We start from the raw sequence: 24,691 nt of genomic DNA, 5'->3' as shown, positions 1-24,691 counted from the left end.
GGACCCGGTGACCGTGTTCCTCACCGAGGTCGGCGATGTTCGATCCGCAGGCTTCGAAGATCCGTAGTCCGAGCAGGCCCAGGAGCGCGACCAGGGCGAAGTCGTTCGGGTTCGAGGACTTCCGCGCGGTGGTGATCATGGCTTCGAACTGCAGGTGCCCCAGTCCGAGGGTCGTGACTCGGCCGGCACCGTGGGCCGGCGGACGTAGTCGGCCGGCGAGTGCTCCAGGATGGCGTCGATGACGCAGACCCGATAGAACCCAACCACGACCGACAGCCGGCGGGGCACCGTCGAGGGCTGGTACCGGCGGACGTCTTGTAGCCAGCGCACGTAACGCTCGATGTCCACCCGCACCGCCGCCAGCGGGTCCAGGTCGTGGTCGGCGCACCAGCGGAGGAAGACCCGGAGGTCGGAATCAGTGTGGACGCGAGTCTGGCCACGGTAACGGCCCAGGAAAGCGGACACCGCGGCGCGCACAACGAGTTGATCGGTCAGTACGACAGGGGAAGCGGAAGCAGGCGAGGTAGTCATACATCACCGTGCGTCACCACCGGCGATGAACACCAGCCCGCCTGGAGCGGCATTTCCGGGCGTCGCGGGACAGCATGGGTAACACATAGCGTGACGGCCCTGCAGGCGCGCGATCAGCTCACCGAAGAGTTGCGGACTTCCGCGCAGCGGTCGCAGTTGTCGGCGCCGACTGTCGGCCCCAGTGGTGGCCCGCAAGGCGGGCGCAGGATCCGCCGACCGAAGCGGGGGTTACGGTGGATAATTAACAATCCGACGATGAGGCTGCAAATGATCAATGTCCAGGAGTTCGCGCGACGGCTGAGTACTCTCGGAGCTGATGCATTCACCAGCGACGACGTCGTGGACCTGGCGACCGCGGCCGATGTTCGCATCAGCGCAGACGTCGAGATCGACGCCACCCTGGCGCAGCGCTTGCTCGACCAGATCTCGCCCACCCTGCCGGTCACCGGGGCCCAGATCGCGGCGTCGCAATGGCCGCCACCGAAGTCTTCCCGTCCTGCAGCGCCTTCGGTGTCGTTCTCCAGCCCTGGTGCCGTCGACGGACCGGCTGATCAGCCGACCCGACCCCGCAGTTCTGGGTCTGCGGGTAGCGGTCGGCGACCCGGCTCCCGACGAACTGGCAGGTGAAACTGCAGTCCCAGCTTTTTCAGCAACCGCCAGACTGCTCGCCGCAGCCGTCGACTACGCGCGAGCTGCGAACCCAACTCTCGCCGCCATCATCGGCTGAACTTCGTCCTCCTGTCCGGCTACGTACGCCCGGGCAGGCTCGACGCACGATGATCCCGGTAAGGCATGCGGATCGCGGCATGTGCGGTTGTTTCGGTTGTGTTCAGACAACGGCTTGATGCGGCAACGGTGGGACCCCGGGGTTCGTCGGGGGGATGCGTCGGTCGACCTCCACTTAACTTGAGGTTGCATGCTCTCGATGTTCGCGTCGGCGAACGGATGGGAGCGGGTGGTATGCGAGTGGTCCAGGTAGTTCGTTTCGGGGGGCCCGAGGTGCTGGTTCCAGGCCAGGACTCGGATCCGGTGGCCGGACCGGGCCAGGTCGTGGTCGATGTGGCGGTGGCGGGGATGACGTTCGTCGAGACGCAGATCCGGCGTGGCACCGACAGGTGGCATGAACGACCGCGGTTGCCGTACGTGCCGGGCGGTCTGGTAGCCGGGCTTGTGAGCGGGGTCGGAGCGCAGGTGGATCCGGCTTGGGTGGGGCGGCGTGTGCTGGCCAGCACGGGAGAGACCGGCGGTTTCGCTGAGCGGGCGGTGGCACTGGTCGGGGCCCTCTTTCCGGTGCCGGATGGCCTGGGTCTGCCGGAGGCCACCGCCCTGTACAGCGACGGCAGCACGGCGCAAGGGCTGGTTGAACACGCCAAGATCGGCGCCGGTGACTGGGTTCTCGTCGAAGCGGCGGCGGGTGGGGTGGGCAGCCTGCTGGTGCAGCTCGCCCGTTCGGCGGGCGCGCGGGTGGTCGGAGCTGCTCGCGGGTCGCGGAAGCTCGATGTGGTCAGGGAACTGGGCGCCGACGCGGTGGTCGACTACTGCGAACCGGGCTGGACCAAGCGGGTACTCGAAGCAACCGGTGGCATGGGACCGGATGTGGTGTTCGATGGTGTCGGCGGTCAGATCGGGCGGGCCGCGTTCGAGGTTACGGCCCGCGGCGGCCGTTTCTCGGTACACGGCGCCTCCAGCGGTGAGGTCACGCTTATCGAGCCCGCCGAGGCGCGCCACAGGGGTGTAAAGGTGATCGGCATCGAGCAGCTATTCGCTTTCGGGCCGGAAACGGTGCGGTGGGCGGAACAGATCATTGCCCAGGCTGCGGCGGGAGTCGTTCGGCCGATCATCGGGCAGACCTTCTCGTTGGAGCGTGCCGCCGAAGCACACGCCGCAGTCGAAAACCGCACCGCCGTAGGGAAAACCCTGCTGCTGATCTGAGTGCCTGGAAGAGCTGACCAGGCCACACCATCCGCCACTGAGGCTCAACGGCCCGTGCCACCGCCTAGCCGGACCGCTCGCTCATCGGCATGAGCGGTACGCGCCGGATCAGCGGCGCGGCCCGCACCGCCGGGCAATGGGGGTTGTACCGTCCCTGCCTACGGCGCAGGTTCCAGTACGACGACTGGGATCTCGCGGGTGGTCTTCCGCTCGTAGTCGGCGAAGCCTGGATACGCGGCCTTCTGCGCGCTCCAGATCCGTTCCCGCTCGTCGCCGGCGGCAACTCTGGCGACCAACTCGACCTTGTCCGTACCAATCTCCGCTTGGGCCTGCGGGTGAGCGAGCAGGTTGTAGTACCAGTCGGGATTGGTGGGCGCACCGCCCTTGGACGCGAACACGGCGTAGCCGCCGTCCACCTTCTGGTACATCATCGGGTTCACGCGAGGCTGGCCGCTCTTGGCGCCGACCGTGTGCAACAGCAGCAGCGGCGCGCCAGCGAACTGACCGCCGACCTGCCCACCGTTGGCGCGAAACTCAACGATGATCTTGTCGTTCCAGTCGCTCATGCCCTCTCCTCGCCTCCACGAACCGACTTCTTGACCACGATTCTGACAGTCCCGGCCGGGGTGTGACACTGCGACCACGCACCAACGAACCCGCGGCGACAATGCGTAGCGCTCGATTCGCGGGGGGATGCGGGTGCAGCCGCAGGTTCATTTCGGCCTGGTGCTGGCCTGGGTGCGGAATCTCGGTGGCGCAGTCGAGTCCCGATCGGTGACGATCAAGCCGTGTCCGTTCCCGCCCGTCAGATCCGCGCCCGCTACTCAGCCGACACCATCACCGTGTACCAGGCGTATCCCCCGCAGATCGCGCTGGCGGCGGTGGCAGCCGGCCGTTTCGTGGCCCCCTTCAAGCGGGATCGGATGACGTGGATCAAGCCGTCGTTCCTGTGGATGATGTACCGCTGCGGCTGGGCCATCAAGCCAGGGCAGGAGCGCGTGTTGTCCATCGACATCGCGCGGGAGGGATTTGAGTGGGCGCTGGCACGAGCCAGCCTGAGCCACTACGACCGAGACCTCCACGGCGACAAAGAGACCTGGACCCGGCAACTGAAGGCCAGTCCCGTACGAGCGCAGTGGGATCCGGAACGATCACTGCGTTTGGAGGCGCTGCCGTACCGGTCGCTGCAGGTCGGGTTGTCCGGCGAGGCAGTCGATCGATACGTTGACGACTGGATCGTGGCCGTCACGGACATCACCCCCACCGTTCACCGCGTGAGGGACCTCCTGCGTAGCGGCGACGAACAGGCGGCAACAGCTCACCTGCCCGTCGAACGTGTCTACCCGCTGCCGGCTCAGATCGCCGCCGGCCTCAACGCCAGCCCGGACGTCGCCGCCGAAGAGGTGGCCGAGCAACAGCACGCACACTGACGCTCGCTCGGCACGCCAGCGCGCCCCGCTCGGCGGCAGATCCGGATACCTACGAGGTGCGATGGTTCAGGACGAACGGCCGTTGGTTGCTGCGCGTGGGTTACTCAAGCAGCCAACTGGAGCATCAGGCAACGCGAACCAACGGCCCTCAACCACCTCGCGTAGGTGACCCTCACGGGCAAGGTGGATACATGCCTCGACGATGTCCTCATGGTTGTGGCCGCCGTCGGCGGCTTCGTCCAGGTACGAGCGGATGCGCCAGGCGTCGAATGCTTCGACCACGCGCCCGAGGACGGGATCGGTGACCAGGTCGACGTCGACCTCCCTGCCATCGGAGCTGACCATGCGGCATCCCGCGCCGTGAACGGTGTACTCGATCCCGCTGTGGGTGAGACCCTCCCGGGGCAGTTCCCGGCGTGAGCGAACCGCTGCCAGAAGGTCCGCGATGTCCGCGATGGGGAGCAGGTCGGCAAGTAGCCGACCACGTATATCGCGCAAATCGGCGGTGAACCGCCGGACGGCGGCAGCCGATGAAGCATCTCGCGCCATGCGTCCAGTATGAGCGTCCTGCCCACCGGTGTGAAGATCCCCGGGTCAACGGCACCTGACGGGTCAGCCTGGGCCTCGTTGGTCGACGATCGGAAAGGCCAGCCGTGCGATGCCATAAATGATGCCGCGTACGCGCCGGAGCCGCTCACTCGGCGGGCGGCCGCCCCAGCATCGCAGCTCGTCCCGCTTGCGGTGCTCGGCTTCGTGATGTTCCTGCTCCAATCGCTTGAGCATCTCAGTCTCGACCTGCTCCGACAGGGTCGGCGGGGGGTGGCAACGCGCGCGCCCAGGCGTGCCAGTAGGCGGCGCCGCCGCTGGTCTGGCGCAGGATCGCGTCGGCGCGCGTCACGCCGTCACCCGGGTCGCCGCCCGTTGCGTCCTCCGGCCAGAAGCACAGCAGGTAGCGGTCCGGCCGCTGATCCATGTAGGTGTAGTCGTTCTCGGCAAACTCGTCAGGGTCGTGACCGCCGAACGGGTCGTGCCCCGCGTCCATGCCCGTGGCGCAGTACCGCACGCGGTAGACCGGCAACCGGCTGGTGTCCTGCCCGTCGGAGGTCAGCGGCAGCCGGGCGAGTGAACCGTCGCCCCACGGGACCAGGTCGAGCACTGCGGCCCTCGGCGCGAACGACACCTCCACCACCTCCTCCCACTCCTGCTCCGCCGCTGGCGGCTCGACTTCGTGCAACTCGACAGTGAACTGGACCTGCCCGGAATGCGTACCGGTCATCAGGAACAGCGTGCCCGGCTGACCACCCCCGCAGAGGCCATTCGCCTGCCCGGCGAACGACCCGGCCATGTCGTCTGGCAGCTCACGACTCGTCACGTAGATCTGCCCGTAGGCGACCGGAGCCTTGCCGTCGAAGAGAACGTGCATCGACCGATCCTGTCATCGACCGACGGACGCCCGCTGTCCCCACGAACGGCAGACAGGTCGACGATCGCCTGTGCGGCGGCGTCGCGCTGCCGGATGTGGTGTTATTCGCGGGCGATCCAGGTGGCGACGCACGCCTCGTTGCCTTCGGCGTCGGCCAGAATCCACCACCTCGGCGCATGTGCGTCGGAGACGAGGTGGCCGCCTGCGGCCAGGGCGGCGGCGATGCGTGCCTCAGCCTGGTCGTGGGGAACGGCGACGTCGAGGTGCATGCGGTTGCGCTCTGAGCGCACCGTGTCCATCTGCTGCAACCCGAGGCCCGGGCCTCGGCGTGACGGGTCACCCAGGTAGTCGTCTCCGACGCGGTGGTAGCCGAGCAGTGCCTGCCAGAACGGCAGCACGTCCGCGCCGACGAGTGCGTCGAGGGTGACGTTGACGAGCTGGACGGCTGTCGGGTCCGCGGGGAAGTTCAGTGCCTTCGCGGCGGCCGAGATCCGGCCGGCCAGGGCGATGTCGCGCCGGGTCATGGACACCGTGACACCGGAGTGCCGCAGGTCGACGGTGAGATGTTGCTGCTCTGGGCCGTCGACGAGCCGACCGATCTCATCCACGAGCGTGATGCCGTTGGCCAGCGAGCCGGTTCGGAAGTGCGCCGAGACCAGGTGATAGAGGCAGCGCCAGTCCTCGACACCATCGGCCGCGTGGAACTGCCCGGCGGTGATGTGCACGGTCATGCCGGCGAACGTTACATCGACAGGGAGACGCACGTCTGGCGTCGGCTGGAGGCGGTGCTTCGTTCGATGGGTGGTGCGGTTTTCCACACCCCGGCGGTTGTGGTCGGCCCACTGAGGTCGGCGGTCGACCTCATGGTTCGGGCCGCGGTGAGTTCATAGCGTCTTCGGCATGACTAGGTTGGGTGGGCGGCCCGGGCGCAGTGCCCGCCGCCCAGGCGAGGCGGCGTGGGTCCGAGACGACATGAGCGATGGAGGGACGCCCCGGTGGCGGAACGCGCGGTGCCCGCTGGGCGGTCGTGGATCGACAGCATGACCCGGTGGGGCCGGCCGTTGGCGGGCGTGGTGGTCGGTGTGATCACCGGTGCGTCCGAGGTGCTGTTCCTGCTGCTCGCCGCGCTCGTCGTGGTCGCGGTCTCGCCCGCGCCGGCGGCTCGGCGCCGCATCGGCGCCACCATCATCCGGTACGCCCACCGCGTCACCGAGTGGGAACGGCACCGCCTGGCCGTCATCGCCTCGGAGCCACCGCCACCCCCGGTTCGGGCGAACGGACCGCGGGTGCTCGGCTACCTCGCCGCCCGCCTCCTCCCGGCGGTGCTCGGTCTGCTCACCACCGGCCTGCTCGTGGTCGGTGCCGTCCTCGCCGCCATCGTGGTACGTGCCTTCGTCGGAGGCACCCTGAATGCGGCCGGTTTTCTGTTGCAGGGGCTCATCGGCGCGGCCCTGCTGCTGGTGAATGTGCAGGCGATAGTCAGCGTGGCCACGCTGGATCGATGGCTGGCCCGCAGCCTGCTCGAATCCCACACCCGTGAGGCCCTTCAGGCGCGGATCAGCGAGCTGGCCGTCAGCCGGGCCGGTGTCATCGCCGCTGTCGACGCCGAGCGCCAGCGCATCGAACGCGATCTGCACGACGGGCTCCAGCAACACCTCGTCGCACTCGGCATGCTGCTCGGCCGGGCACGCCGCACCCGCGACGCTGACAAGGCCGCGAGCTGCTCGCGCAGGCACACGAGGGCATCCAACGCGCCGTCGACGACCTGCGGGACGTGGCCTGGCGGGTGTACCCCGCAGCCCTCGACCACACCACGCTGGACGAGGTGCTGAGCATGGTGGCGCAACGATCGTCGGTCCCGGTGAGGGTCAGCTACCACGTGCCGGTCCGGCCCGCCCGACCGGTCGAGACCGTGCTGTACTTCGTGGCCTGCGAAGCGATCACCAACGCCGCCAAACACGCCCGAGCTAGCCTGATCACCATCGAGATCATGGCGGGGGACGGAAACATCACGATGCGGGTCCGGGACGATGGCCTCGGCGGCGCCGACCCGCACGGCAGTGGCCTGCAGGGACTCGCCCGCCGGGTCAGCGCGCTCGACGGGCACTTCGAGGTGGACAGCCCGTCCGGTGGCCCGACGACCATCCGGGTGGCACTGCCGTGCGCATAGTCCTCGCCGAAGACTCCACCCTGCTGCGGGAAGGGCTGGCCCGCCTCCTCGCCGACGAAGGACATGCCGTCGTCGCCGCAGTCGCGGACGCCGATCAGCTCGTCACGGCCGTCGAACAGCACCGCCCCAATGTCGTCGTCACCGACGTCCGCATGCCGCCCACCAACACCGACGACGGGCTGCGGGCCGCCCTTGAGATCCGCCGCCGCTGGCCCGACATCGCGGTGCTCGTGCTCTCCCAGTACGTCGAGAAGCGATACGCTGCGAAGCTTCTCGCCGACCGGTCGGAAGGCATCGGCTACGTGCTGAAGGACCGCGTCGCCCAGGTCGAGGACTTCCTGGACGCGCTCGACCGCGTCGCCGCCGGTGCCACGGCGCTCGACCCCGAGGTCGTCCGGCAGCTCATGTCGGCCACGAGCCACAGTGACCCGCTGAACCGCCTCACCCCACGCGAACGTGACGTGCTGCACCACATGGCGCAGGGGCACACCAACGCCACCATCGCCGAGCGCCTCCACGTGTCACAGAGCGCGGTCGAGAAGCATGTCAACACCATCTTCGACAAGCTCGGGCTGTTACACGTGACCGGCTACAGCCGCCGGGTCCTGGCGATCCTGCGCTACCTCGGCTCCTGACCAGCCGTCCAGGAAGCGCTTCACGGGTCCATCGCGTGCGACACGGGCGTCGACAGCGCTGACATGGATGGCCCAGTCCATGAAAGAGTCGGTCGATGTTACGTGGACGACTCCTGACGGAGAGCCTGCGTGTTGGCGTCGATGTGCGCGTACCCTCGCTGCGCGTCGTCCGAGTGGGCCGACACGACGTATCGGATTCAATATCAGCCGCCCAGACGAGTGTCTGGACGTTCCTGGATTTCGAGGCGCCCGACGACGTGGCCGACGAAGTGGCATCCGCGCTCGCTGGTTCCCTGGTCAGCGATCAAGGCTGGTACGCGGACTTCGAAGTCGGAGATGATCACGTCGTCGTGTTTCCCGGTCGTGTGTTCCGCTACGCCAAAGGTGATCGCGCGGGGCGAGACGCCGCAGTGGAGTACGGCCGGAGTGTCGGCGTGCCCGGCCATCAGCTCGATTGGGGCGATTGAGAGAGTCACCCCGATGGGGCGTGCGGATGCGTTCGCTCGATCACACCCACACGCCCCAGCGACGGTGAGAAGACGCCTCAGAGGGTGAACACGAGCGTGGAGATGCTGCGTGGACCGACGTTGATGGTGGCCTGACCTCCGTTCACGGTGATCGGCTGGCTGGCCGCGTTGGCGGTCTGCGAGGTGAGGAAGTGCTCGGCCTTGCTGACGTTCTGCGGGGCCTGGACCACGGCGTTGTTGACCGCGTTGTTAGACCGGTTGAGGATGACCAGGCTGATCTTCCCGTCACCCTGGTAGGCGGTCACCTCCAGCGGCGACGCCTTGGAGCTCTTCGTCAGGGCGACCCGCTGGTAGCCGGGGCGGACGTACTTGGCGTACTGCGAGAACGCGTAGCCGCGCTTGAGCGGGGCGCCGGCGACGGTGCCGTACGCCGCTTCGCCGTCACCGATGAACGAGTAGTAACGCTTGCCGTACCACCAGATGTAGGCGTTCCAGTTGGCCTCCATCGACTTGTGCACAGTGCGCATGATGTCGTCGAGAGTCTCGTTCCAGACCGCCGCGTTGCCGGGGTTGCCCCAGATGTTGGAGCCGCCGCCGTCGGCGGCGTGCAGGTTCCACTCGGTCATCCACACCGGCTTGTTGTGCTGCTCGGCAAGGGTGTACGGCTTGAGCCGGCCGGCGTCCTCGGTGCCGTACAGGTGGCCACCGATGTAACCGATGTTGTTGCGGGCGGTCGCGTCGTTGAGGGTTGGATCGGTGTAGTTGTAGTTCAGGTTCACCGCCTCGGCGACCATCAGTTTGGTGTTCTGCACCTTCGTGCCCTGGTCGCGGACGAAGGTGCGCAGCTCCGTGCCGCTCCAGTCCATCGAGTCGTAGTCCGGGTGCCAGTCCGGCTCGTTCTGCACCGAGGTGACGTCGATCGGCACGCCCTGGCCACGCATGTACTGGACGTAGCTGTTCAGGTGGTTGGCGTAGTCGTCGTAGTAGTCGGTCTTCAGTTTGCCGCCGTTGACCCGGCTGTTGTTGGTCTTCCACGCAGCCGGCGCGGTCCACGGCGAGGCGAGGATCTTCACGTTGGACCCGGCGGTCTTCGCCGTCTTCAGGGAGTTCACGTGTGTCGCCCACTCGCTGGACACCGGTGACAGACCGGTGCGCACGATGGACAGACCCAACTGGTTGGCACCCATCCCGACCAGTGTCTGCGTCTCCGTCGTGGACCATGCGCTGCCCCAGATGGACTGGGCGGCCCCGAACCCGTCGACGGTCTGGTATCTGGTCGCGCTGTTCACCGTGATGTCCGCCGGCCCGTTCGGGGGTGGGGTCGTCGGCGGCGGGGTGGTGGGCGTCGTGCCACCGGTGCAGGCCACCCCGTTCAACGCGAAGTTGGTCGGATCAGGGTTGCTGCCGGTCCACGAGCCGTTGAAGCCGAACGACACCGTCCCGTTGGTCGCGATGCCCCCGTTGTAGCTGACGTTCTTGGCGGTGACTGTGGCGCCGCTCTGGGTCAACGTCGTGTTCCACGCCTGCGTGACGGTCTGTCCGGCGTCGTAGGACCAGGTCAGCGACCAACTCGACACCGCGTCACCGACGTTGGTGATAGTGACGTTGGCCCCGAAGCCACCCTGCCACTGCGACGACACGCCGTAGTTCACCGAACAGCCGGCGGCTGCTGCCCCTGCCGGCACCGCCAAGGCGACCGCTGTCGATGCCAGCAGCATGGCGCTGGCCGACATCAACGCGGTTCTGATCACTCTGGGTCTTCTCATCGATCATTCTCCTGGATCGGGGGGACACTGATCCGTCGCCGTCGGGCCACGCCGCCACCGCAGCCAGGTCAGCGGTGCAGAGCATCGTTAGCGTTAACAAGCGCCGCCCGCCGTGCCCACGGCTGAGTCATGTCGATGCACTGCTGGCGCCCGAGCTCCCGACGGCACGCCACCTACGCCCACATCGACTCTGGTAGATGAGCACTGCGTCCGTCAAGCTGCGACGACGAGCTTTCGCGAAAGTTTCCGAACGTCCCTCGCCCCAAGGCGCTCCCCGGCACAACCCGGCCGCCAAATGTTGTCGTGAACATTCGGGCCGGGCTGAGGGTGACCGAGGTCACCGGCCAATGCCTTGAATCTGACACCAATGACAGGTTCTAGCGTTTCGGTGGCAGCGCACCTGGCGTCGCCCCTCCACCGAAGGAGTTCATCGTGCAGATTCAGGGTTCCATCGCTCTCGTGACCGGCTCGAACCGCGGCATCGGACGGGAGTACGTAGCGCAGCTCCTCGATCGGGGCGCGGCGAAGGTCTACGCGACGTCCCGCAACGGTCAGCCCGTGGACCTGCCGGGTGCCGTACCGCTGTCTCTTGAACTCACCGACCCCGCCGCCGTCCGCGCGGCGGCCGAGGTCGCGGCTGATGTGACGGTGCTGATCAACAACGCCGGCGTCGACTCCCATGTCGACCTGGTGGCCGGCGACCTCGACGCCGTCCGTCGCGACATGGAGGTCAACTATTTCGGCACCCTCTCCGTGGTGCGAGCGTTTGCCCCGGTGCTGGCCCGCAACGGCGGCGGCGCGATCGTCAACGTCCTCTCGGCGCTGTCCTGGTTCTCCTGGCCCGGGGAGGGGGCGTACGCGGCCGCGAAGGCGGCGGCCTGGTCGCTGACCAACAGCATCCGCCTGGAACTCGCGGCACAGGGCACGCACGTCACCGGCGTCCACGTGGGTGCGGTGGACACCGACTTCAGCGCGAACTACAACGGCGCGAAGATCGACCCAGCGGACGTCGCTCGGGCCACCCTCGACGGTCTGGCGTCAGACGCCCTGGAGGTCCTCGTCGACACGTGGAGCGCCGACATCAAGGCCGCGCTGGCTCGCGATCCACGCGACTTCTACTCCCAGCTCTCCGCAGCCTGACGGCCCGCGGGCGGGCGGGCGGCCCGGGTCAGGTGCGGGCGAGCACCGCGCGGTGGGCGCGGTTGGCGGCGATCAGCTCGTCGAGCACCCCGCGGGTGTGGACCAGGTCCTCGATGTGCCGATCGAGTCGGTCGCGCTCGTGGCGCATGCGATCCACTGCAGCCTCGGAGGTGTCCTCACTCGGCGAGTCGACGCACGGCAGCAGGTCGACGATCGTCCGGCTGCTCAGCCCGGCGGCGAACAGACGCTGGATGAGGACGACGCGCTCGACCTGACTGTCGCTGTAGCGGCGGTGGCCTCTGGGGCTGCGAAGGCTGGTGAGCAACCCCTGCTCCTCGTAGTAGCGCAGCGATCGCACGCTCACCCCGGCACGGGCGGCGAGTTCGCCGATCCGGATGCTGGCCGTCATCGCTACCCCCACAGCGCACCTGACATGTATGTCAGATTCAGTGTATCCATCGCCTCGCGGTTACCTGAGGGCCGGCGTGATCAGCGTTCGAAACGATGTGGGTGGGGCCGTTCGGGAGGGTTTTGCCTGGCGCGCATCGTGTCGGAAATGGCAATGCCACCGAGGACGACGGCGGCGGTGACGGCCGCGGCCAGTGGCGGCAGGAGCACCATGGCCGGCGCGGCGCCGAGGAGCACCAGCGCGCCGATTGTCCGGGAGCGGGACACCCGGTCGAATACGGCGTGTTCGGCCAGGGCTCGCCCGACAAGGAACAGTATCGGTCCGCCGACAATGACGAAGATCCACGCCGTTTCGGTGTGTCCGAACGGGTGATCGATCACGATTTCGTACCCGACGGCGACGGCGACGATGCCAGCCACCATGAGTACGTGGGCGAGGAACGCCTCCCGGACGAGGCGGGCGGGCCCGACGGAGACTCTGATCGCCTCGGGTAACAACTGGCCCGCCTTGAAAAGGTAGACCCGAAACAGCAGCACCGTCGTGATGAATGAGACCGCGAAGGCAACCGCCGCCCCGCCCTGCCGAAAGGACGTGTCGCTGTAGGCCGATCCCGTCGTCAGAATCAACTCACCGAGGGCGATGATGAAGAACTGCCGGTAGCGCTCGGACAGATATTCGGCCAGGACGGGCCACTGTCGTTGGGCGGGGCGGGTCCATGGCGCGGGATAGAACAGCAGCAGTGCCGCGCAGTCGATGGCCAGCGCCAGCGTCCACAACAACCCACGCGCCGAACCGGACACGATGGCGCCAGCGAGCCACGGCACGGCGGAGATCGCGAACCAGAGGAACACCCCAGCCGCTCGACGCTGGGCCTCGTGGCCGCGCAGCGCCGGCACGATGACCAGCCCACGAACGATGTGTACGGCAACGTACGCGCCAGCGAAGGCCAGGCTCCGGTCGCCGAACGCCTGCGGCACCGCGACCGCCATTATCAGTGCGCCGAGCATGGCCGTGTAGACCAACAACTGAAGCTGCGGCCGCTGCGGATCGTAGAGATCGGTGACCCATGCCGTGACCAACCAGAGCACCAGGAAAGCCAGCAGCAACAGCAGCGTCTCCCCGGCTTCGACAAGGACCACTCGCCGCTCGGTGAGGTCCTCGACCAGCCGGTGGGAGACCCGGTTGAGGGCAAAGATGAACACCAGGTCGAAGAAGAGTTCCAGAAGACTCGGTCGCTGCGGTTGCCCCGGCTTACGCAGCAGCTCTGCTGCCCTTGTCGACATGGGCCGCCCGTTCTGCCGGCTTCGCCTATCTGGGTATTGGTACCACGCCGGGCGGGTCGTCGAGTTGATACCGAACGATTGCCAACGTGACATTCGCCGGATTCCCATGGGCGAGGGAGCAGCTACCCCCTCGCAGGGGATCGCCTCCGTTCCCCGATCGCCGACCGTGGAGGTAACACAGAGCCGCGGCACCGCGGCCGGATCGGGAGGACGACCATGCGTAAGACACTCGGATGGGGCATCGCGGCAGCGGCCATGCTGGTTGTGGCGGCGACGCCGGCCGGGGCCGCGAGCCACAGGCCGGCTCAGGTGACCGGATCGGCGGAGTTCGTGCTGCCGTACGGGCAGGACAGCGACGTGCGATCGTTTGCCTTCGACGCCCGGTCGGTGCCCTACAGCCGCCCGATCCCGCTGCCGGGCGGGGAGAAGGGTTCTCCCGCAGACGCCACGGGCACGGTGCGGGTCGCGCACTGGCTGGCCACGGAGAACATCACCGTCCGCTTCGAGGCGGCGGTCGACTGCATGATCACCAGCCCGGGTCATGCGACAGTGACCGGCGTGGTCATCCGCGCTGACGAGAAGGCCAGCGACTTCCTCGGCCAGCGGGTCGGTTTCAGCGTGCAGGACGGCGGCCGTGGCCGCGACCGGGTCGGCTTCACCTGGTCGGCCAGCGCCGACCAGAACGAGGCCGGCCAGTGGGGTCCGGCCCGGGTCGGCACCTGCCTCGCGCCGGCGGCGTTCGCCACTGTGACTCGCGGCAACTACACGGTGCGGCACGCCGAGCTGACCGCGCCGCCCGAGGGCCACTGACCATCACCGCGCTGTGACAGAACCGCGGCGGGGCGGAGATCGCCCCGCCGTGGTGCGCACGCACCCCGCGACGGACGGGCTTCCGGCGATGCCGGTCAGCGACGAGCCGTGACGATCCAGGCGCGCGAGTCGAAGTACACGCCGCCGTCGGTGTGGTGGGCGTCGAGGGTGGTGCGCAACCGCGTACGGGCCTGCTCGGCGGCCGTGGCGTCCAGGTTGGCGAGCAGATCCTTGAATTCCCACAGGCGGAACACCGCATCGAAGGCGGTGGCGCTGTCCGGACCGTAGTAGACGGGTACGTGCACGTCGGTGAAGTCGACGTCCGCGAAGCCGGCCGCCACCAGGAGGTCTTTGGTGACGGTCTGGTCGGCGAGGGAGAACGGGTTCGGACCGCCGGGCGTGACTGGCTCGTCGGTGAAGGTCCGGCGGATCGCGGTGGCCCATTCGTTGCGGTCGCGGTCCTGCCACACCAGCAGAACCAGGCGCGCGCCGGGGCGCAACGCCCTGCCGATGTTGGTGAACGCGGCGACCGGGTCGGCGAAGAACATCGTTCCGAACCTGCTGATGCAGAGGTCGAAATGCGTCGGTGGGAAGCGGTGCACCTGGGCGTCCGCCTGTTGGAAGGTGATGTTCGGCAGGCCCTCGTCGTCGCTGAGCTGACGGGCCCGTTCGAGCATCGGCCCGGAGATGTCAACGCCTGTCGCGCTTCCGTTCACCGCGGCCCGGGCGGCGTCGCGGGTGGACTGGCCGGTGCCACAGCCGATGTCGAGCACACGGTCGTGAGAGCCGACACGGGCAGCGGCGCGGAAGAGTTCGTTGTGCAAGCGCAGTTCAGCGTCGTAGTCGAACAGGTCGGACATCACCGTCACCGGGTCCTCTCGATGCCTGTCAACTCGCCCGGGACGACCTTCGGTGCCCGAGGCGGCGTAAGGCGGCCAGAATGTGCTCTCGTTCGGCGGCGGTGGTGCGGGGATCGACAAGTCGGTCCCGGACGGCCACGAAGAGCGCCTCCGCCGCCGGCACCTCCGGTGCCGGTGTGTCGTACGACAGCGGGGTGAGAGCGCGCAGGGCGGCGCCGAGCGGGAGGTCCAGGGCCGCGCAGAACGCTCGCACCTTGGGAAGCTCCGGGTGGTGCTGCCAGTCACCGGACAGCCATCGGAAGACGGTGGACCGACCGACGCCGCTACGAGCCGCCACTTCCGTGATGGACCAGCCACGCTCGTCGCTGGCGGCGTCGACAGCACCGCGCACGAACTGAGCGAACGCGTCCTGCGCGGCCCGTCGGGTGTCACCCATGTCCCGGCCGTCGCCTCCCCCGCAGTCGACACCCGGCGGGGCCGGTGCGTCGTGGTGCGTCCGCTTCCCTCCGCGGACGTGTCGCATCACAGTAATCGATGCCAATCGAGCTGACCGGGACCTCACACCGGTCGTCATCGCGGACCCCCTTTACGCGTTCCAGGCCTCGACCGCGGTGAGCGGCACCGGTTCGGGCCGCTCGGCCACCGTCGTCAGCTCGATCCGCCGTCCCTCGGCGGCCGACCGGAGCAGGGTGGTCATCGTTTCGAGGACGTGCAGCGCGACGTCGCCGCCCGCCCGTGGCGGACGCTGACCGTCGGCCCTGACCAGGTCGATCAGGCCGATGCCTCGGGAGGCCTGGGCGTAACCGGCGCGGGGTTCGAGGACGCGCCACTCGGTGCCGCCGAGCGCGAACAGGCGGACCTCACCATCGAAGTAGTTCGGATCCGGCACGGCGAGCGTGCCGGTCTCCCCGTGCACCTCGATCGGTGCGGCCGTCGTCGCGACGCCGTCGAAGCTCGTCGTGATGGTGGAGAGAGCGCCGTTGGCGTGCTCCAGCACGCCGCTGACGTGGGTGTCCACCTCCACCGGAACCCGCTGGCCGGTGCGCGGGCCCGAACCGATGACGCGCTCGGCGCGCAGGCGGCTGGCGGCTCCGACCACCGCGCGCACCGGGCCGAGCAGGTGGATGAGCGCCGAGATGTAGTACGGCCCCATGTCCAGCAACGGGCCGCCGCCCGGGGCGTAGTAGAAGTCGGGGTTGGGGTGCCAGCGCTCGTGCCCCGCCGTGACCATGACGGCCGACGCGGACAGCGGGCGTCCGATGAGCCCGCCGTCGATCGCCGCCCGCGCTGTCTGCGTACCCGTGCCCAGGACGGTGTCCGGCGCGCACCCGACGCGGACGCCGGCCGACGCGGCCCGTTCGATGATCGAGCGGCCGTCCGGGAACGTCACGGCGAGCGGCTTCTCGACATACACGTTCTTGCCCGCCTCGATCGCGGCGAGCGAGATGTCGGCGTGCGCCGCGGGGATCGTGAGGTTGAGTACCGTCCGCACGTCCGGGCGGGCGAGCAGGCGCTCGACGCTCAACGCCTCGGCCCCGGGAATCGTGGCGGCGACCGCGGCCGACCGGGAGGCGTCGAGGTCGGCCAGTGCGGCGATGCTCACCGCGGGGTGGTTGGCGAGCGTGTCCAGGTAGGCGCGGGAGATGACCCCGAGACCTACGACGCCGACGCGGTGCGGGTCGCCCACACCATCCCCCTCTCGATGACGGTACGGACGCCCGCGTGCTCCAGCACGTCGAGGCTGTGCCCCGGGGTCGTCACGACGATGCGCCCGGCACCCCAGAGCCGGGTCCAGATCGCCGGCGAGGTGACCGGGCGGTGCCACGGGTGCCACGCCTGCGTCGGGTGGGTGGTGACGGCCAGTATGTCGATCAGGTCGTCGTGCAGCACCCAGTACTGCTCGGTGACCAGGTCGAAGTCCTCGATGCCCGCGGTGATGGGATGCTCCCGGCCGAGGTCGGTGATGCGCACCGTGTGCGGCAAGAAGTTGTCCTCCGGGCCACCGTGGCGCTCACACGGCTCCTTGCCCGGATGGGTCGCGAACTGCCCGCCCACCAGTTGGAGATAGTCGGACGACGCGCGGAACGAGTCCACGATGCCGCCGTGCCAGCCGGTGAAGCCCGTGCCGGCGACGACCGCCGCGCTGAGACCCGCCAACTGGTCCGAGGTGATCTGCGACATCGTCACGCACTGCACGACGAGGTCGGTGTCGGCCATCTCGGCGGCATCGGCGTAGATCTCCGTCGACTCCTCGACCCGTACGGCGTAGCCGCTGCGTTCGAGGTAGGGGATGAACAACTCCGTCGCCTCGACCGGTTGGTGTCCCTCCCAGCCACCTCGGACCACCAGTGCTCTGCGCTGCGTCACAGTCGCTCCCTCCCCCGGCCCGTCGCCGCCGGGCTGGCCGCTCCCGCCCCGGTGACGAGCCGCCGATTCGCGTGCCTTGCGGGCACCGCAACCGTACTCGGAGGACACCACTGAGGACAGTGGCCGGGCTCCGCCTGCCGCAGTGGCTCAGGCCGCTACGGCCGCCCGGACGTCGTCGTCGGCGGCGCGCAGCCGTGCGGCGGCCTCCTCGGCGGTGCAGTGCGCGAGCAGCAGCACGATGGCCGTCTTGGCGTGCCCGTGTGCCGCCGCGAGCGCCTGCGTGGCGGTGTCGAGATCGGTGTGGGCGGCTTCGGCGACGATCCGACGCGCCCGGTCGACGAGCTTCTCGTTGGTGGCGTTCATGTCCACCATCAGGTTGCCGTAAACCTTGCCGAGCCGGGCCATCGTGGCGGTCGAGAGCATGTTGCAGACCAGCTTCTCGGCGGTGCCGGCCTTGAGGCGGGTGGAGCCGGTGAGGACCTCGGGGCCGGTGGGCACCTCGATGGCGACGTCGGCGTGCCGGCTGATCACCGCGCCGGAGTTGCAGGCGACGGAGACGGTCGTCGCGCCGAGCGCGCGGGCGTGGGCCAACCCGCCGACCACGTACGGGGTACGGCCGCTGGCGGCGAGCCCGACCACCGTGTCGCGGGCGGTCAGGCCGACCGCGTCGAGGTCGGCGACGGCGCCGGCCGGGTCGTCCTCGGCGCCCTCGACGGCGACACCGAAGGCTCCGGCCCCGCCGGCGAGCAGGCCGAGAACCCGGTCGGGCGGCGTACCGAAGGTGGGTGGGCACTCGACGGCGTCGAGCATGCCGATCCGGCCGCTGGTGCCGGCACCGAGATAGATGAGTCGCCCGCCCTGTCGGAGCGACGCCACGACGACGTCGACGGCGGCCGCGATGTCCGGCACGGCCCGGCGGACGGCCTCCGCGACCGAGCGGTCCTCGTCGTTCATCGCGAGGAGCAGCTCGGTGGGGGACATCTGGTCGAGGTCGCTGGTGCGGTCGTTGCGAGTCTCGGTGCCGAGGGTGCTGAGGTCCACGGGGTGGTCGTTCCTCTCGCTGGTGAACACATCGCCGACCGACGGGAGGCGGCTCACCGGCGCGCGTTCCCCATATCAGCAGGCTGGAGGCTCAGCGTAGCCAGCCCGGGCCCGCTCTGGCAAAAAGTTTCGCGTTACTCTCGGCTAACGTCGCTTATTGACAACCGCTGGTAGGGAGCGAGCCGTGCGTCAACTCGACCTTGTCGTGATCGTGCTGTACCTCGTGGTGATCGCCTTTGTCGGACTTCGCCTGTCCGGCAGACAGAAGTCCGCCAAGGACTACTTCGTGGGCGAGGGTCGACTGCCCTGGTGGACCGTTTCGTTCTCCGTGGTCGCCACCGAGACCAGCGTCCTGACCGTGATCAGCGTGCCCGGTGGTGCCTACAGCGGTCAGGGGTTCGGCAACGTCGAGCTGGCCCTGGGTTACGTCATCGGTCGCGTCGTCGTGGCCGCGGTGCTCATCCCGCTCTACAAGCGGGGTGGCTTCGTCAGTGCCTATCAGTACCTTGGTGAACGGTTTGGCCTGAAACTTCAGGGTCTGGCGTCGGTCACATTCGTCTTCACCCGGCTGCTCGCCGAGGGCGTACGACTGTTCGCCTCGGCCATCCCGATCAAGCTTCTCCTCGACGAGCTCGGCCTGAACGTCGGCTACCAGGCCATCATCGTCGTCCTCACCCTCATCACGGTGATCTACACCTACCTCGGTGGCATCAAGGCGGTCATCTGGACCGATGCCATCCAGATGGGGCTCTACCTGGGCGGGGCGATCCTCGCGATCGCGGTGCTCAGCCACGCCGTCGGCGGCGACGGCTACGCGCAGGCGCTCGACGCCGGCAAGTTCCACCTCTTCGACACCAACTTCGACCTCGCGCACGTGCTCACCAGCCCGTTCGCCCTGCCGACCGCGATCATCGGCGGTGCGATCTTCGCGATGGCCAGCCACGGCTCGGACCAGCTGATCGTCCAGCGCATCCTGTCCACCCGCACCCTGCGTGACGGCCAGAAGGCGATGATCTCCTCGGGCATCTTCGTCGTCATCCAGTTCGCGGCGTTCTCCCTGGTCGGTGCGCTGCTGTGGTCGTACAACAAGGGTCAGACCTTCAAGGAACTCGGCCTGGACAGCAGCGACAACCTCTACCCGAACTTCATCCTGCACGCCCTGCCGGTGGGCATCTCGGGTCTGCTGGTGGCGGGCATCCTCGGCGCGGCGATGGGTTCGCTGTCGTCGGCGCTGAACTCGATGTCGAACTCCACCGTCGCCGACTTCATCCACAGCTTCTTCCGCAAGGTCCCGTCGGACGACGCGATGCTCCGGCTCGCCCGGGTGATGACCCTGGTGTGGGCGGTGCTGATGGCGATCTTCGCCTGCGCGTTCAGCTCCAGCACCGGGAACGTCTACCTGACCGGCCTGACCATCGCCGGCTACACCTACGGGGCGCTGCTCGGGGCCTTCCTGCTCGGCCGTCTCGTCAAGCGGGCGAACCAGGTCGACGCGGTGATCGCCTTCCTCGTCACCGTGGTGGTGATGACCTACATCGTCCGCTACGTCAAGATCGACGTCACGACGGCCGGGACCACCACCGCCACCGCCATCGCCGCGCAGTGGCTGGTCCCGATCGGCGTTCTGGTCACCCTGGTCGTCGGCGCGGTGTCGAGCCGGTTCCACCCGGCCCCGACGACGTTCTACGACCATGGACGCACCGACGAGGTCGACGACGACTCGGCGGCAGCCCCCGCCGGCCGGGCATGAAGGAGGACGTGATGCGCGTGATCGGCCTGATGTCCGGGACCTCGTATGACGGCATCGAAGCCGCCGCGGCCGAGTTCGACCTGAGCGGCGACAGCCTGCGGATGCGAACGCTGGGCCGGCTCAGCCACCCGTACCCCGACCGGCTGCGCGCCCAGATCGCCGCCGCCCTTCCGCCCGCGGCGACCAGCACCGAGGCGATCTGCGTGCTGGACACCGGCGTCGGCCAGGCCTTCGCCGAGGCCGGCGTGCGGGCTCTCGCGGAGCTGTGCGACGGTCAGGCCGACCTGGTCGTCTCGCACGGCCAGACGATGCACCACTGGGTCGAGGCCGGCGTGGTCCGGGGCACGCTCCAACTGGGTCAGCCGGCCTGGATCGCCGAGGCCACCGGCCTTCCGGTCGTGGCCGACCTGCGCAGCCGCGACGTCGCCTCCGGCGGCCAGGGCGCTCCCCTGGTCGCCCTCTTCGACGCGCTGCTGCTGGGTGGCCTGCCCGGCGTCCCCGCCGCGCTGAACCTGGGCGGCATCGCCAACATCACGGTCGTCGCGCCCGACGCGGAGCCCCTCGCGTTCGACACCGGGCCGGCGAACGCGCTCCTCGACGCCGCCGCCCGCCACTTCAGCGGGGGCACCGAGGAGTACGACCGGGACGGGCGCGGGGCTGCCGCCGGGCAGGTGGACCCGGTCCTGCTGCGGCGGCTGCTCGACGAGCCGTACTACCGGCTGCCCGGCCCGAAGAGCACCGGCAAGGAGCTGTTCCACCTTCCCTACCTGCTCGCCGCCCTCGCCGACGCGCCCACGCCGGATCCGCAGGACGTGCTGGCCACGCTCACCCGGCTGACCGCGGTCACGGTGGCCGGGGCCTGCCGCGACCATGGCGTCACCCGGCTGATCGTCTCCGGCGGCGGCGCACGCAACCCGACGCTGATGCGCATGATCGCCGAGGAGCTGCCGGGCGTCGACCTGTCGTCCAGCGACGACATGGGTGTCGCGTCGGACGCCAAGGAGGCGCTGGCCTTCGCGCTTCTGGGCTACCTGACCGTGCACGGGCTGCCCGGCGCCCTACCGTCGGGCACCGGCGCGCGGCACGCCTCCGTTCTCGGCAGCATCACCCCCGGCCGGCAGCCGCTGCGGTTGCCAGCGCCGGTCGACACCGCTCCCCGCCGCCTGCTGATCGCCGGCCGTCCCGCCGTGCCACCGGTGGCCGGCTGACCACGTTCCCGGGAGGATCCGCCCATGCACCCCGTCGTAGGACCACCCGCGCCGACCGCCGCCCGCGCCCGCGAGGTCGCCGAGCTGCTGCGCTCGCGCCTCGACGACCCGACCCGGGCCAGCGCCGAGCTGCCCCGACGGTTGGCGGCGGCCCACGACGCCTCGCCGTACCTGTTCGAGCCGCAGGCCGTCGTCCGCGCCGCCTCGGCGGCCGAGGTGGGGGCGCTGATGGCCGGTGCACGGGAGGCCGGCGTACCACTGACCCTGCGCGGCGGTGGCACCAGCCTCGCCGGGCAGGCCGGCGGCGCGGGGGTGCTGGTCGACGTGCGCACCGACTGGCGGCACGCCGAGGTGCTCGACGACGGCCGTCGCATCCGGCTCCAGCCCGGCCTGACGATCCGGCAGGCCAACGCCCGGCTGGCCCGCTACCGACGCCGGCTCGGCCCGGACCCGGCCAGCGAGGCCGCGTGCACTGTGGGCGGCATGGTGGCCAACAACTCCAGCGGGATGACCTGCGGCACCACCGACAACGCGTACCGCACCATGGAGTCGCTGCGCTTCGTCCTCCCGTCCGGCACCGTCGTCGACTCCGCCGTACGCGACGCCGACGACCGGCTGCGCGCCGACGAGCCCGAGCTGCACGCCGGGCTGCTGCGCCTACGCGACCGGGTGCGCTCGGCACCGGGGTCGCGCGCCACCATCGAGCGGCTGTTCGCCATGAAGAACACCATGGGGTACGGGCTGAACTCCCTTCTCGACCACAGCAACCCGGTCGAGATGCTGGCCCACCTGATGATCGGCAGCGAGGGCACGCTCGGCTTCGTGGCCGAGGCCGTCTTCCGTACCGTCGAGATCCACGAGCACGCCGCCACCGGCCTGCTGATCCTGCCCGGGCTCACCGACGCCACCGACGCGCTGCCCGCCCTGCTCGCCGCCGGTGCCCGTACCGCCGAACTGCTCGACGCGGCCGCCCTGCGGGTCAGCCAGCGCGACCCGGGTGCCAGCCCGACCCTGCGCGGCCTGACGGTCGCCGGGCACGCAGCGCTGCTGGTGGAGTTCGCCGAGGACAGCGCGGAGCGGTTGGCCGCGACGCTGGCCGACGCCCGAGGAGTGCTCGACCGGCTGCCCGCCGTCACCGGCACCGAGCTGACCCGCGACCCGCGCGAGCGGGCCCGACTCTGGCACCTGCGCAAGGGCCTCTACACGGCGGTCGCCGGTGCCCGCCCGCCCGGCACCACCGCCCTGCTGGAGGACGTCGCGGTGCCGCTGCCGCGCCTGACCGGCACCTGCGACGGACTGATCGGCCTGTTCGACAGGCACGGCTACTCCGACGCGGTGATCTTCGGGCACGCCCGGGACGGCAACCTGCACTTCATGCTGACGCAGTCCTTCGACACACCGGCCGAGATCGACCGCTACGCCCGGTTCACCGACGACATGGTCGACCTCGTGCTGGCCGAGGGGGGAACACTCAAGGCGGAGCACGGCACCGGTCGGGCCATGGCACCCTTCGTCCGCCGCCAGTACGGCGACGAGCTGTACGACGTGATGCGCGAACTCAAGCGGCTGTGCGACCCGAGTGGCCTGCTCAACCCCGGTGTGCTGCTCAACGACGACCCGACAGTGCACCTGCGCCAGCTCAAGGCCGTCCCGACGGTCGACCCCGAGCTGGACGCCTGCGTCGAGTGTGGCTACTGCGAGCCGGTGTGCCCCACCGCCGACGTGACCACCACGCCCCGGCAGCGCATCGTCCTGCAACGACAGATCGCCCTCGCCACCGCCGCCGGCGACGAGGAGCGCCGCCGGGAGCTGACCACCGACTACGAGTACGCGGCGGTGGACAGTTGCGCGGCGGACAGCCTCTGCGTCACCGCCTGCCCGGTCGGCATCGACACCGGCGCGGCGATGAAACGACTGCGCGCCGAACGGCACGGCCCGCTCGCCCAGCGCACCGCCCGCGCCGCCGCGCGGCACTGGAAGGGTGCCGTCGCCGGCGTCCGGATGGGCCTGAGCGCCGCCCACGCCGTGCCGACGCCGGTGACCCGTGCCGCCACCGGGGTGATCCGCGGTCTCGGTGCCGGCGAACTCGTGCCGCTGTGGAGCGACGACATGCCACGCGCCGGCGCTCCCCGCCCCGCCCCCCGCAGCGCGCCGGACGCGCAGGCGGTGTTCTTCGCGGCCTGCGTCGGCAGCCTCTTCGCGCCGGAGGACGGCCCGGCCGGCGGCTCGGCGGCGGCGTTCCTGCGCCTGTGCGACCTGGCGGGCGTGCCGCTCGTCGTGCCCGCGACGGCGGGCCTGTGCTGCGGAACGCCCTGGCAGTCCAAGGGTTACCCCGCCGGCCACCGCGAGATGGCCGAGCGGACCCTCGCCGCGCTCTGGACGGCCAGCGACGAGGGCCGCCTGCCCATCGTGTGTGACGCCTCGTCCTGCACCCACGGGCTGGCCCAGCTGACCGCCGCGCTGGCCGAGGAGGACCAGGCGCGTTACCGCGACCTGCGCTTCGTCGACAGCGTGACGTTCACCGCCGAGCACCTCCTGCCGGCGCTGCCGGAGCCCCGGCGTCTGGGCTCGCTGGCCCTGCACCCCACCTGCTCCACAGTGCACCTGGGCGGCATCGACGACCTGCGCGCCGTGGCCCGGGCGGTCGCCGACACCGTGACCGTGCCGGACAGCTGGGGGTGCTGCGCCTTCGCCGGCGACCGGGGGCTGCTGCACCCCGAGGTGACCGCCGGCGCCACCGCGGCTCAGGCCGCCGAGATCAACCAGCGCGGCTACGACGCGTACGCCTCCTGCAACCGCACCTGCGAGATGGGCATGAGCCGGGCCACCGGGCAGCCGTACCGGCACCTGCTCCAGGTGCTCGTCGAGGCGGTCGAGCCGCTGGCGTAGCCGGACGGGCTACTCCTCCGGGACGCGCGGGCCCACCTCACCGCGCCTCAGGTGCTCCTCGTTGCGGTCGGCCTCACTGTCGGCGTTCGCGGCGCCGGCACCGGGGTCCGTCGTGCGGCGCCCCTCGGCATCCTGATACACCTCACCGGTTTCGAGGGCTCTCTCCTGCTGACTCTGCTCAGGGGTGGTCATGAACGCCCAGATACCCACCGGCCGCACCAACAAACGGTCAGTGGCGTGAATGCCGCAATTTAATGGCCGATCATCGGCGCAATCCGGTTCGCCATGAAATGGGAACGGGATGGCTGCGAAAGCCCTCGCGTACCGGAGTTCCACCATTCAGTCGAGAACTAGTCACGTGTTCGACCCGAGCGACCGACGGCAATGGACGAACGCGCACCGGCCCCGCACCGAAAGCATCGACGGCCGACACGATCTGTGGATCCCATCAAAGATCACGAGTGTGATGATGTGACAGGGAAGCGCATCGGAACAACGACAGCTGTCGCATGAACGACTGATCACCTTTACCGGCGTGGGTAGCTTCCGAGCCGTGGGGGCGACCGATCGTCGTGTCACA

The 24,691-nt window shown here is 69.4% G+C and carries 26 protein-coding genes; 12 read left to right on the top strand and 14 right to left on the bottom strand.

Going from position 1 to position 24,691, the window contains the following annotated elements; all coding sequences use genetic code 11:
* Positions 1–135: 135 nt before the first annotated feature.
* On the bottom strand, positions 136–477 hold the full coding sequence (locus tag KBX34_RS25525; RefSeq protein WP_210927379.1) for a site-specific integrase: 342 nt from the start codon (positions 475–477) through the stop codon (positions 136–138).
* A gap of 309 nt (positions 478–786) precedes the next feature.
* On the opposite strand from KBX34_RS25525, the gene KBX34_RS25520 reads away from it, so the two are divergent.
* Both KBX34_RS25520 and KBX34_RS25515 read left to right on the top strand, forming a co-directional pair.
* Complete coding sequence (locus tag KBX34_RS25520) at positions 787–1,158, top strand: hypothetical protein (RefSeq protein ID WP_131309512.1); 372 nt, start codon at positions 787–789, stop codon at positions 1,156–1,158.
* A 318-nt stretch (positions 1,159–1,476) separates the two neighbouring features.
* On the top strand, positions 1,477–2,463 hold the full coding sequence (locus tag KBX34_RS25515; RefSeq protein WP_374223721.1) for a zinc-binding dehydrogenase: 987 nt from the start codon (positions 1,477–1,479) through the stop codon (positions 2,461–2,463).
* A gap of 158 nt (positions 2,464–2,621) precedes the next feature.
* Here the strand turns inward: KBX34_RS25515 and KBX34_RS25510 are convergent, their stop codons facing one another.
* On the bottom strand, positions 2,622–3,029 hold the full coding sequence (locus KBX34_RS25510) for a nitroreductase family deazaflavin-dependent oxidoreductase (protein WP_210927375.1): 408 nt from the start codon (positions 3,027–3,029) through the stop codon (positions 2,622–2,624).
* A 222-nt stretch (positions 3,030–3,251) separates the two neighbouring features.
* On the opposite strand from KBX34_RS25510, the gene KBX34_RS25505 reads away from it, so the two are divergent.
* Positions 3,252–3,893, top strand: coding sequence for a DUF4291 domain-containing protein (locus KBX34_RS25505; protein WP_210927373.1), 642 nt, complete (start codon positions 3,252–3,254; stop codon positions 3,891–3,893).
* Positions 3,894–3,959: 66 nt separating this feature from the next.
* Here the strand turns inward: KBX34_RS25505 and KBX34_RS25500 are convergent, their stop codons facing one another.
* From KBX34_RS25500 to KBX34_RS25490, 3 genes are all read right to left on the bottom strand, one after another.
* Positions 3,960–4,442, bottom strand: a complete 483-nt coding sequence (locus KBX34_RS25500) for a hypothetical protein (RefSeq protein ID WP_210927370.1) — start codon at positions 4,440–4,442, stop codon at positions 3,960–3,962.
* A 235-nt stretch (positions 4,443–4,677) separates the two neighbouring features.
* The gene (locus KBX34_RS25495) at positions 4,678–5,316 is read right to left on the bottom strand and encodes a hypothetical protein (RefSeq protein ID WP_210927368.1); all 639 of its coding nucleotides are present in this window, start codon (positions 5,314–5,316) and stop codon (positions 4,678–4,680) included.
* 101 nt (positions 5,317–5,417) lie between these two features.
* Positions 5,418–6,047, bottom strand: coding sequence for a VOC family protein (locus tag KBX34_RS25490; protein ID WP_210927365.1), 630 nt, complete (start codon positions 6,045–6,047; stop codon positions 5,418–5,420).
* Between the two features lie 264 nt (positions 6,048–6,311).
* Here KBX34_RS25490 and KBX34_RS25485 point away from each other — a divergent pair, with 264 nt between their 5' ends.
* The 4 genes from KBX34_RS25485 (at position 6,312) to KBX34_RS25475 (ending at position 8,588) form a co-directional block, all read left to right on the top strand.
* On the top strand, positions 6,312–7,148 hold the full coding sequence (locus KBX34_RS25485) for a histidine kinase (RefSeq protein ID WP_307871492.1): 837 nt from the start codon (positions 6,312–6,314) through the stop codon (positions 7,146–7,148).
* A complete protein-coding gene (locus tag KBX34_RS33805) occupies positions 7,091–7,486 on the top strand; it encodes a sensor histidine kinase (protein WP_247672229.1) in 396 nt (131 codons plus the stop codon). The genes KBX34_RS25485 and KBX34_RS33805 overlap by 58 nt, the downstream gene beginning before the upstream one ends.
* Complete coding sequence (locus tag KBX34_RS25480; protein ID WP_210927363.1) at positions 7,477–8,121, top strand: response regulator transcription factor; 645 nt, start codon at positions 7,477–7,479, stop codon at positions 8,119–8,121. Before KBX34_RS33805 ends, KBX34_RS25480 begins: the two co-directional genes overlap by 10 nt.
* Positions 8,122–8,216: 95 nt before the next feature.
* Entirely contained in the window at positions 8,217–8,588 is a 372-nt protein-coding gene (locus KBX34_RS25475; RefSeq protein ID WP_210927361.1) for a hypothetical protein, read from the top strand.
* 77 nt (positions 8,589–8,665) lie between these two features.
* Here the strand turns inward: KBX34_RS25475 and KBX34_RS25470 are convergent, their stop codons facing one another.
* Positions 8,666–10,354 (bottom strand): cellulose binding domain-containing protein, encoded by a 1,689-nt coding sequence (locus tag KBX34_RS25470; protein WP_210927359.1) that lies wholly within the window; start codon positions 10,352–10,354, stop codon positions 8,666–8,668.
* Positions 10,355–10,786: 432 nt separating this feature from the next.
* Between KBX34_RS25470 and KBX34_RS25465 the strand changes: the two genes are divergently transcribed.
* Complete coding sequence (locus KBX34_RS25465; protein ID WP_210927357.1) at positions 10,787–11,494, top strand: SDR family oxidoreductase; 708 nt, start codon at positions 10,787–10,789, stop codon at positions 11,492–11,494.
* Positions 11,495–11,522: 28 nt separating this feature from the next.
* Here KBX34_RS25465 and KBX34_RS25460 read toward each other — a convergent pair whose 3' ends face one another.
* Entirely contained in the window at positions 11,523–11,891 is a 369-nt protein-coding gene (locus KBX34_RS25460) for a MerR family transcriptional regulator (RefSeq protein WP_141912776.1), read from the bottom strand.
* A 92-nt stretch (positions 11,892–11,983) separates the two neighbouring features.
* Positions 11,984–13,186 carry a low temperature requirement protein A gene (locus KBX34_RS25455; RefSeq protein WP_210927356.1) on the bottom strand — a complete coding sequence of 401 codons (1,203 nt, stop codon included), beginning with the start codon at positions 13,184–13,186 and terminating at the stop codon, positions 11,984–11,986.
* Between the two features lie 216 nt (positions 13,187–13,402).
* Between KBX34_RS25455 and KBX34_RS25450 the strand changes: the two genes are divergently transcribed.
* Positions 13,403–13,996, top strand: coding sequence for a hypothetical protein (locus tag KBX34_RS25450; RefSeq protein ID WP_088948936.1), 594 nt, complete (start codon positions 13,403–13,405; stop codon positions 13,994–13,996).
* A gap of 95 nt (positions 13,997–14,091) precedes the next feature.
* On the opposite strand, the gene KBX34_RS25445 is transcribed toward KBX34_RS25450, so the two are convergent.
* The 5 genes from KBX34_RS25445 to murQ form a co-directional block, all read right to left on the bottom strand.
* On the bottom strand, positions 14,092–14,856 hold the full coding sequence (locus KBX34_RS25445; RefSeq protein WP_210927354.1) for a class I SAM-dependent methyltransferase: 765 nt from the start codon (positions 14,854–14,856) through the stop codon (positions 14,092–14,094).
* 28 nt (positions 14,857–14,884) lie between these two features.
* Positions 14,885–15,292: a helix-turn-helix transcriptional regulator gene (locus KBX34_RS25440; protein ID WP_210927352.1), complete on the bottom strand. Its 408-nt coding sequence runs from the start codon at positions 15,290–15,292 to the stop codon at positions 14,885–14,887.
* Between the two features lie 150 nt (positions 15,293–15,442).
* Positions 15,443–16,543: a Gfo/Idh/MocA family protein gene (locus tag KBX34_RS25435; protein ID WP_210927350.1), complete on the bottom strand. Its 1,101-nt coding sequence runs from the start codon at positions 16,541–16,543 to the stop codon at positions 15,443–15,445.
* Positions 16,513–17,223, bottom strand: a complete 711-nt coding sequence (locus KBX34_RS25430) for a ThuA domain-containing protein (RefSeq protein ID WP_210927346.1) — start codon at positions 17,221–17,223, stop codon at positions 16,513–16,515. The genes KBX34_RS25435 and KBX34_RS25430 overlap by 31 nt, the downstream gene beginning before the upstream one ends.
* 147 nt (positions 17,224–17,370) lie before the next feature.
* Positions 17,371–18,264, bottom strand: coding sequence for an N-acetylmuramic acid 6-phosphate etherase (gene murQ / locus KBX34_RS25425; RefSeq protein WP_210927344.1), 894 nt, complete (start codon positions 18,262–18,264; stop codon positions 17,371–17,373).
* Positions 18,265–18,448: 184 nt separating this feature from the next.
* Between murQ and KBX34_RS25420 the strand changes: the two genes are divergently transcribed.
* From KBX34_RS25420 to KBX34_RS25410, 3 genes are read left to right on the top strand one after another with little or no spacing between them, the layout of a single operon-like run.
* The gene (locus tag KBX34_RS25420; RefSeq protein ID WP_210927343.1) at positions 18,449–20,014 is read left to right on the top strand and encodes a sodium:solute symporter; all 1,566 of its coding nucleotides are present in this window, start codon (positions 18,449–18,451) and stop codon (positions 20,012–20,014) included.
* Positions 20,015–20,025: 11 nt separating this feature from the next.
* Positions 20,026–21,222: an anhydro-N-acetylmuramic acid kinase gene (locus tag KBX34_RS25415; RefSeq protein ID WP_210927341.1), complete on the top strand. Its 1,197-nt coding sequence runs from the start codon at positions 20,026–20,028 to the stop codon at positions 21,220–21,222.
* A gap of 24 nt (positions 21,223–21,246) precedes the next feature.
* Positions 21,247–24,111, top strand: coding sequence for an FAD-binding and (Fe-S)-binding domain-containing protein (locus KBX34_RS25410; protein WP_210927339.1), 2,865 nt, complete (start codon positions 21,247–21,249; stop codon positions 24,109–24,111).
* Between the two features lie 9 nt (positions 24,112–24,120).
* Here KBX34_RS25410 and KBX34_RS25405 read toward each other — a convergent pair whose 3' ends face one another.
* The gene (locus KBX34_RS25405) at positions 24,121–24,321 is read right to left on the bottom strand and encodes a ribonuclease (RefSeq protein ID WP_307871491.1); all 201 of its coding nucleotides are present in this window, start codon (positions 24,319–24,321) and stop codon (positions 24,121–24,123) included.
* Positions 24,322–24,691: the final 370 nt, after the last annotated feature.

The organism is Micromonospora sp. M61, from assembly GCF_018070245.1.
GTDB lineage: Bacteria > Actinomycetota > Actinomycetes > Mycobacteriales > Micromonosporaceae > Micromonospora > Micromonospora zamorensis.
Note: the sequence above shows the minus strand (reverse complement) of the source record. Positions and strands in the feature narration are given on the sequence as shown.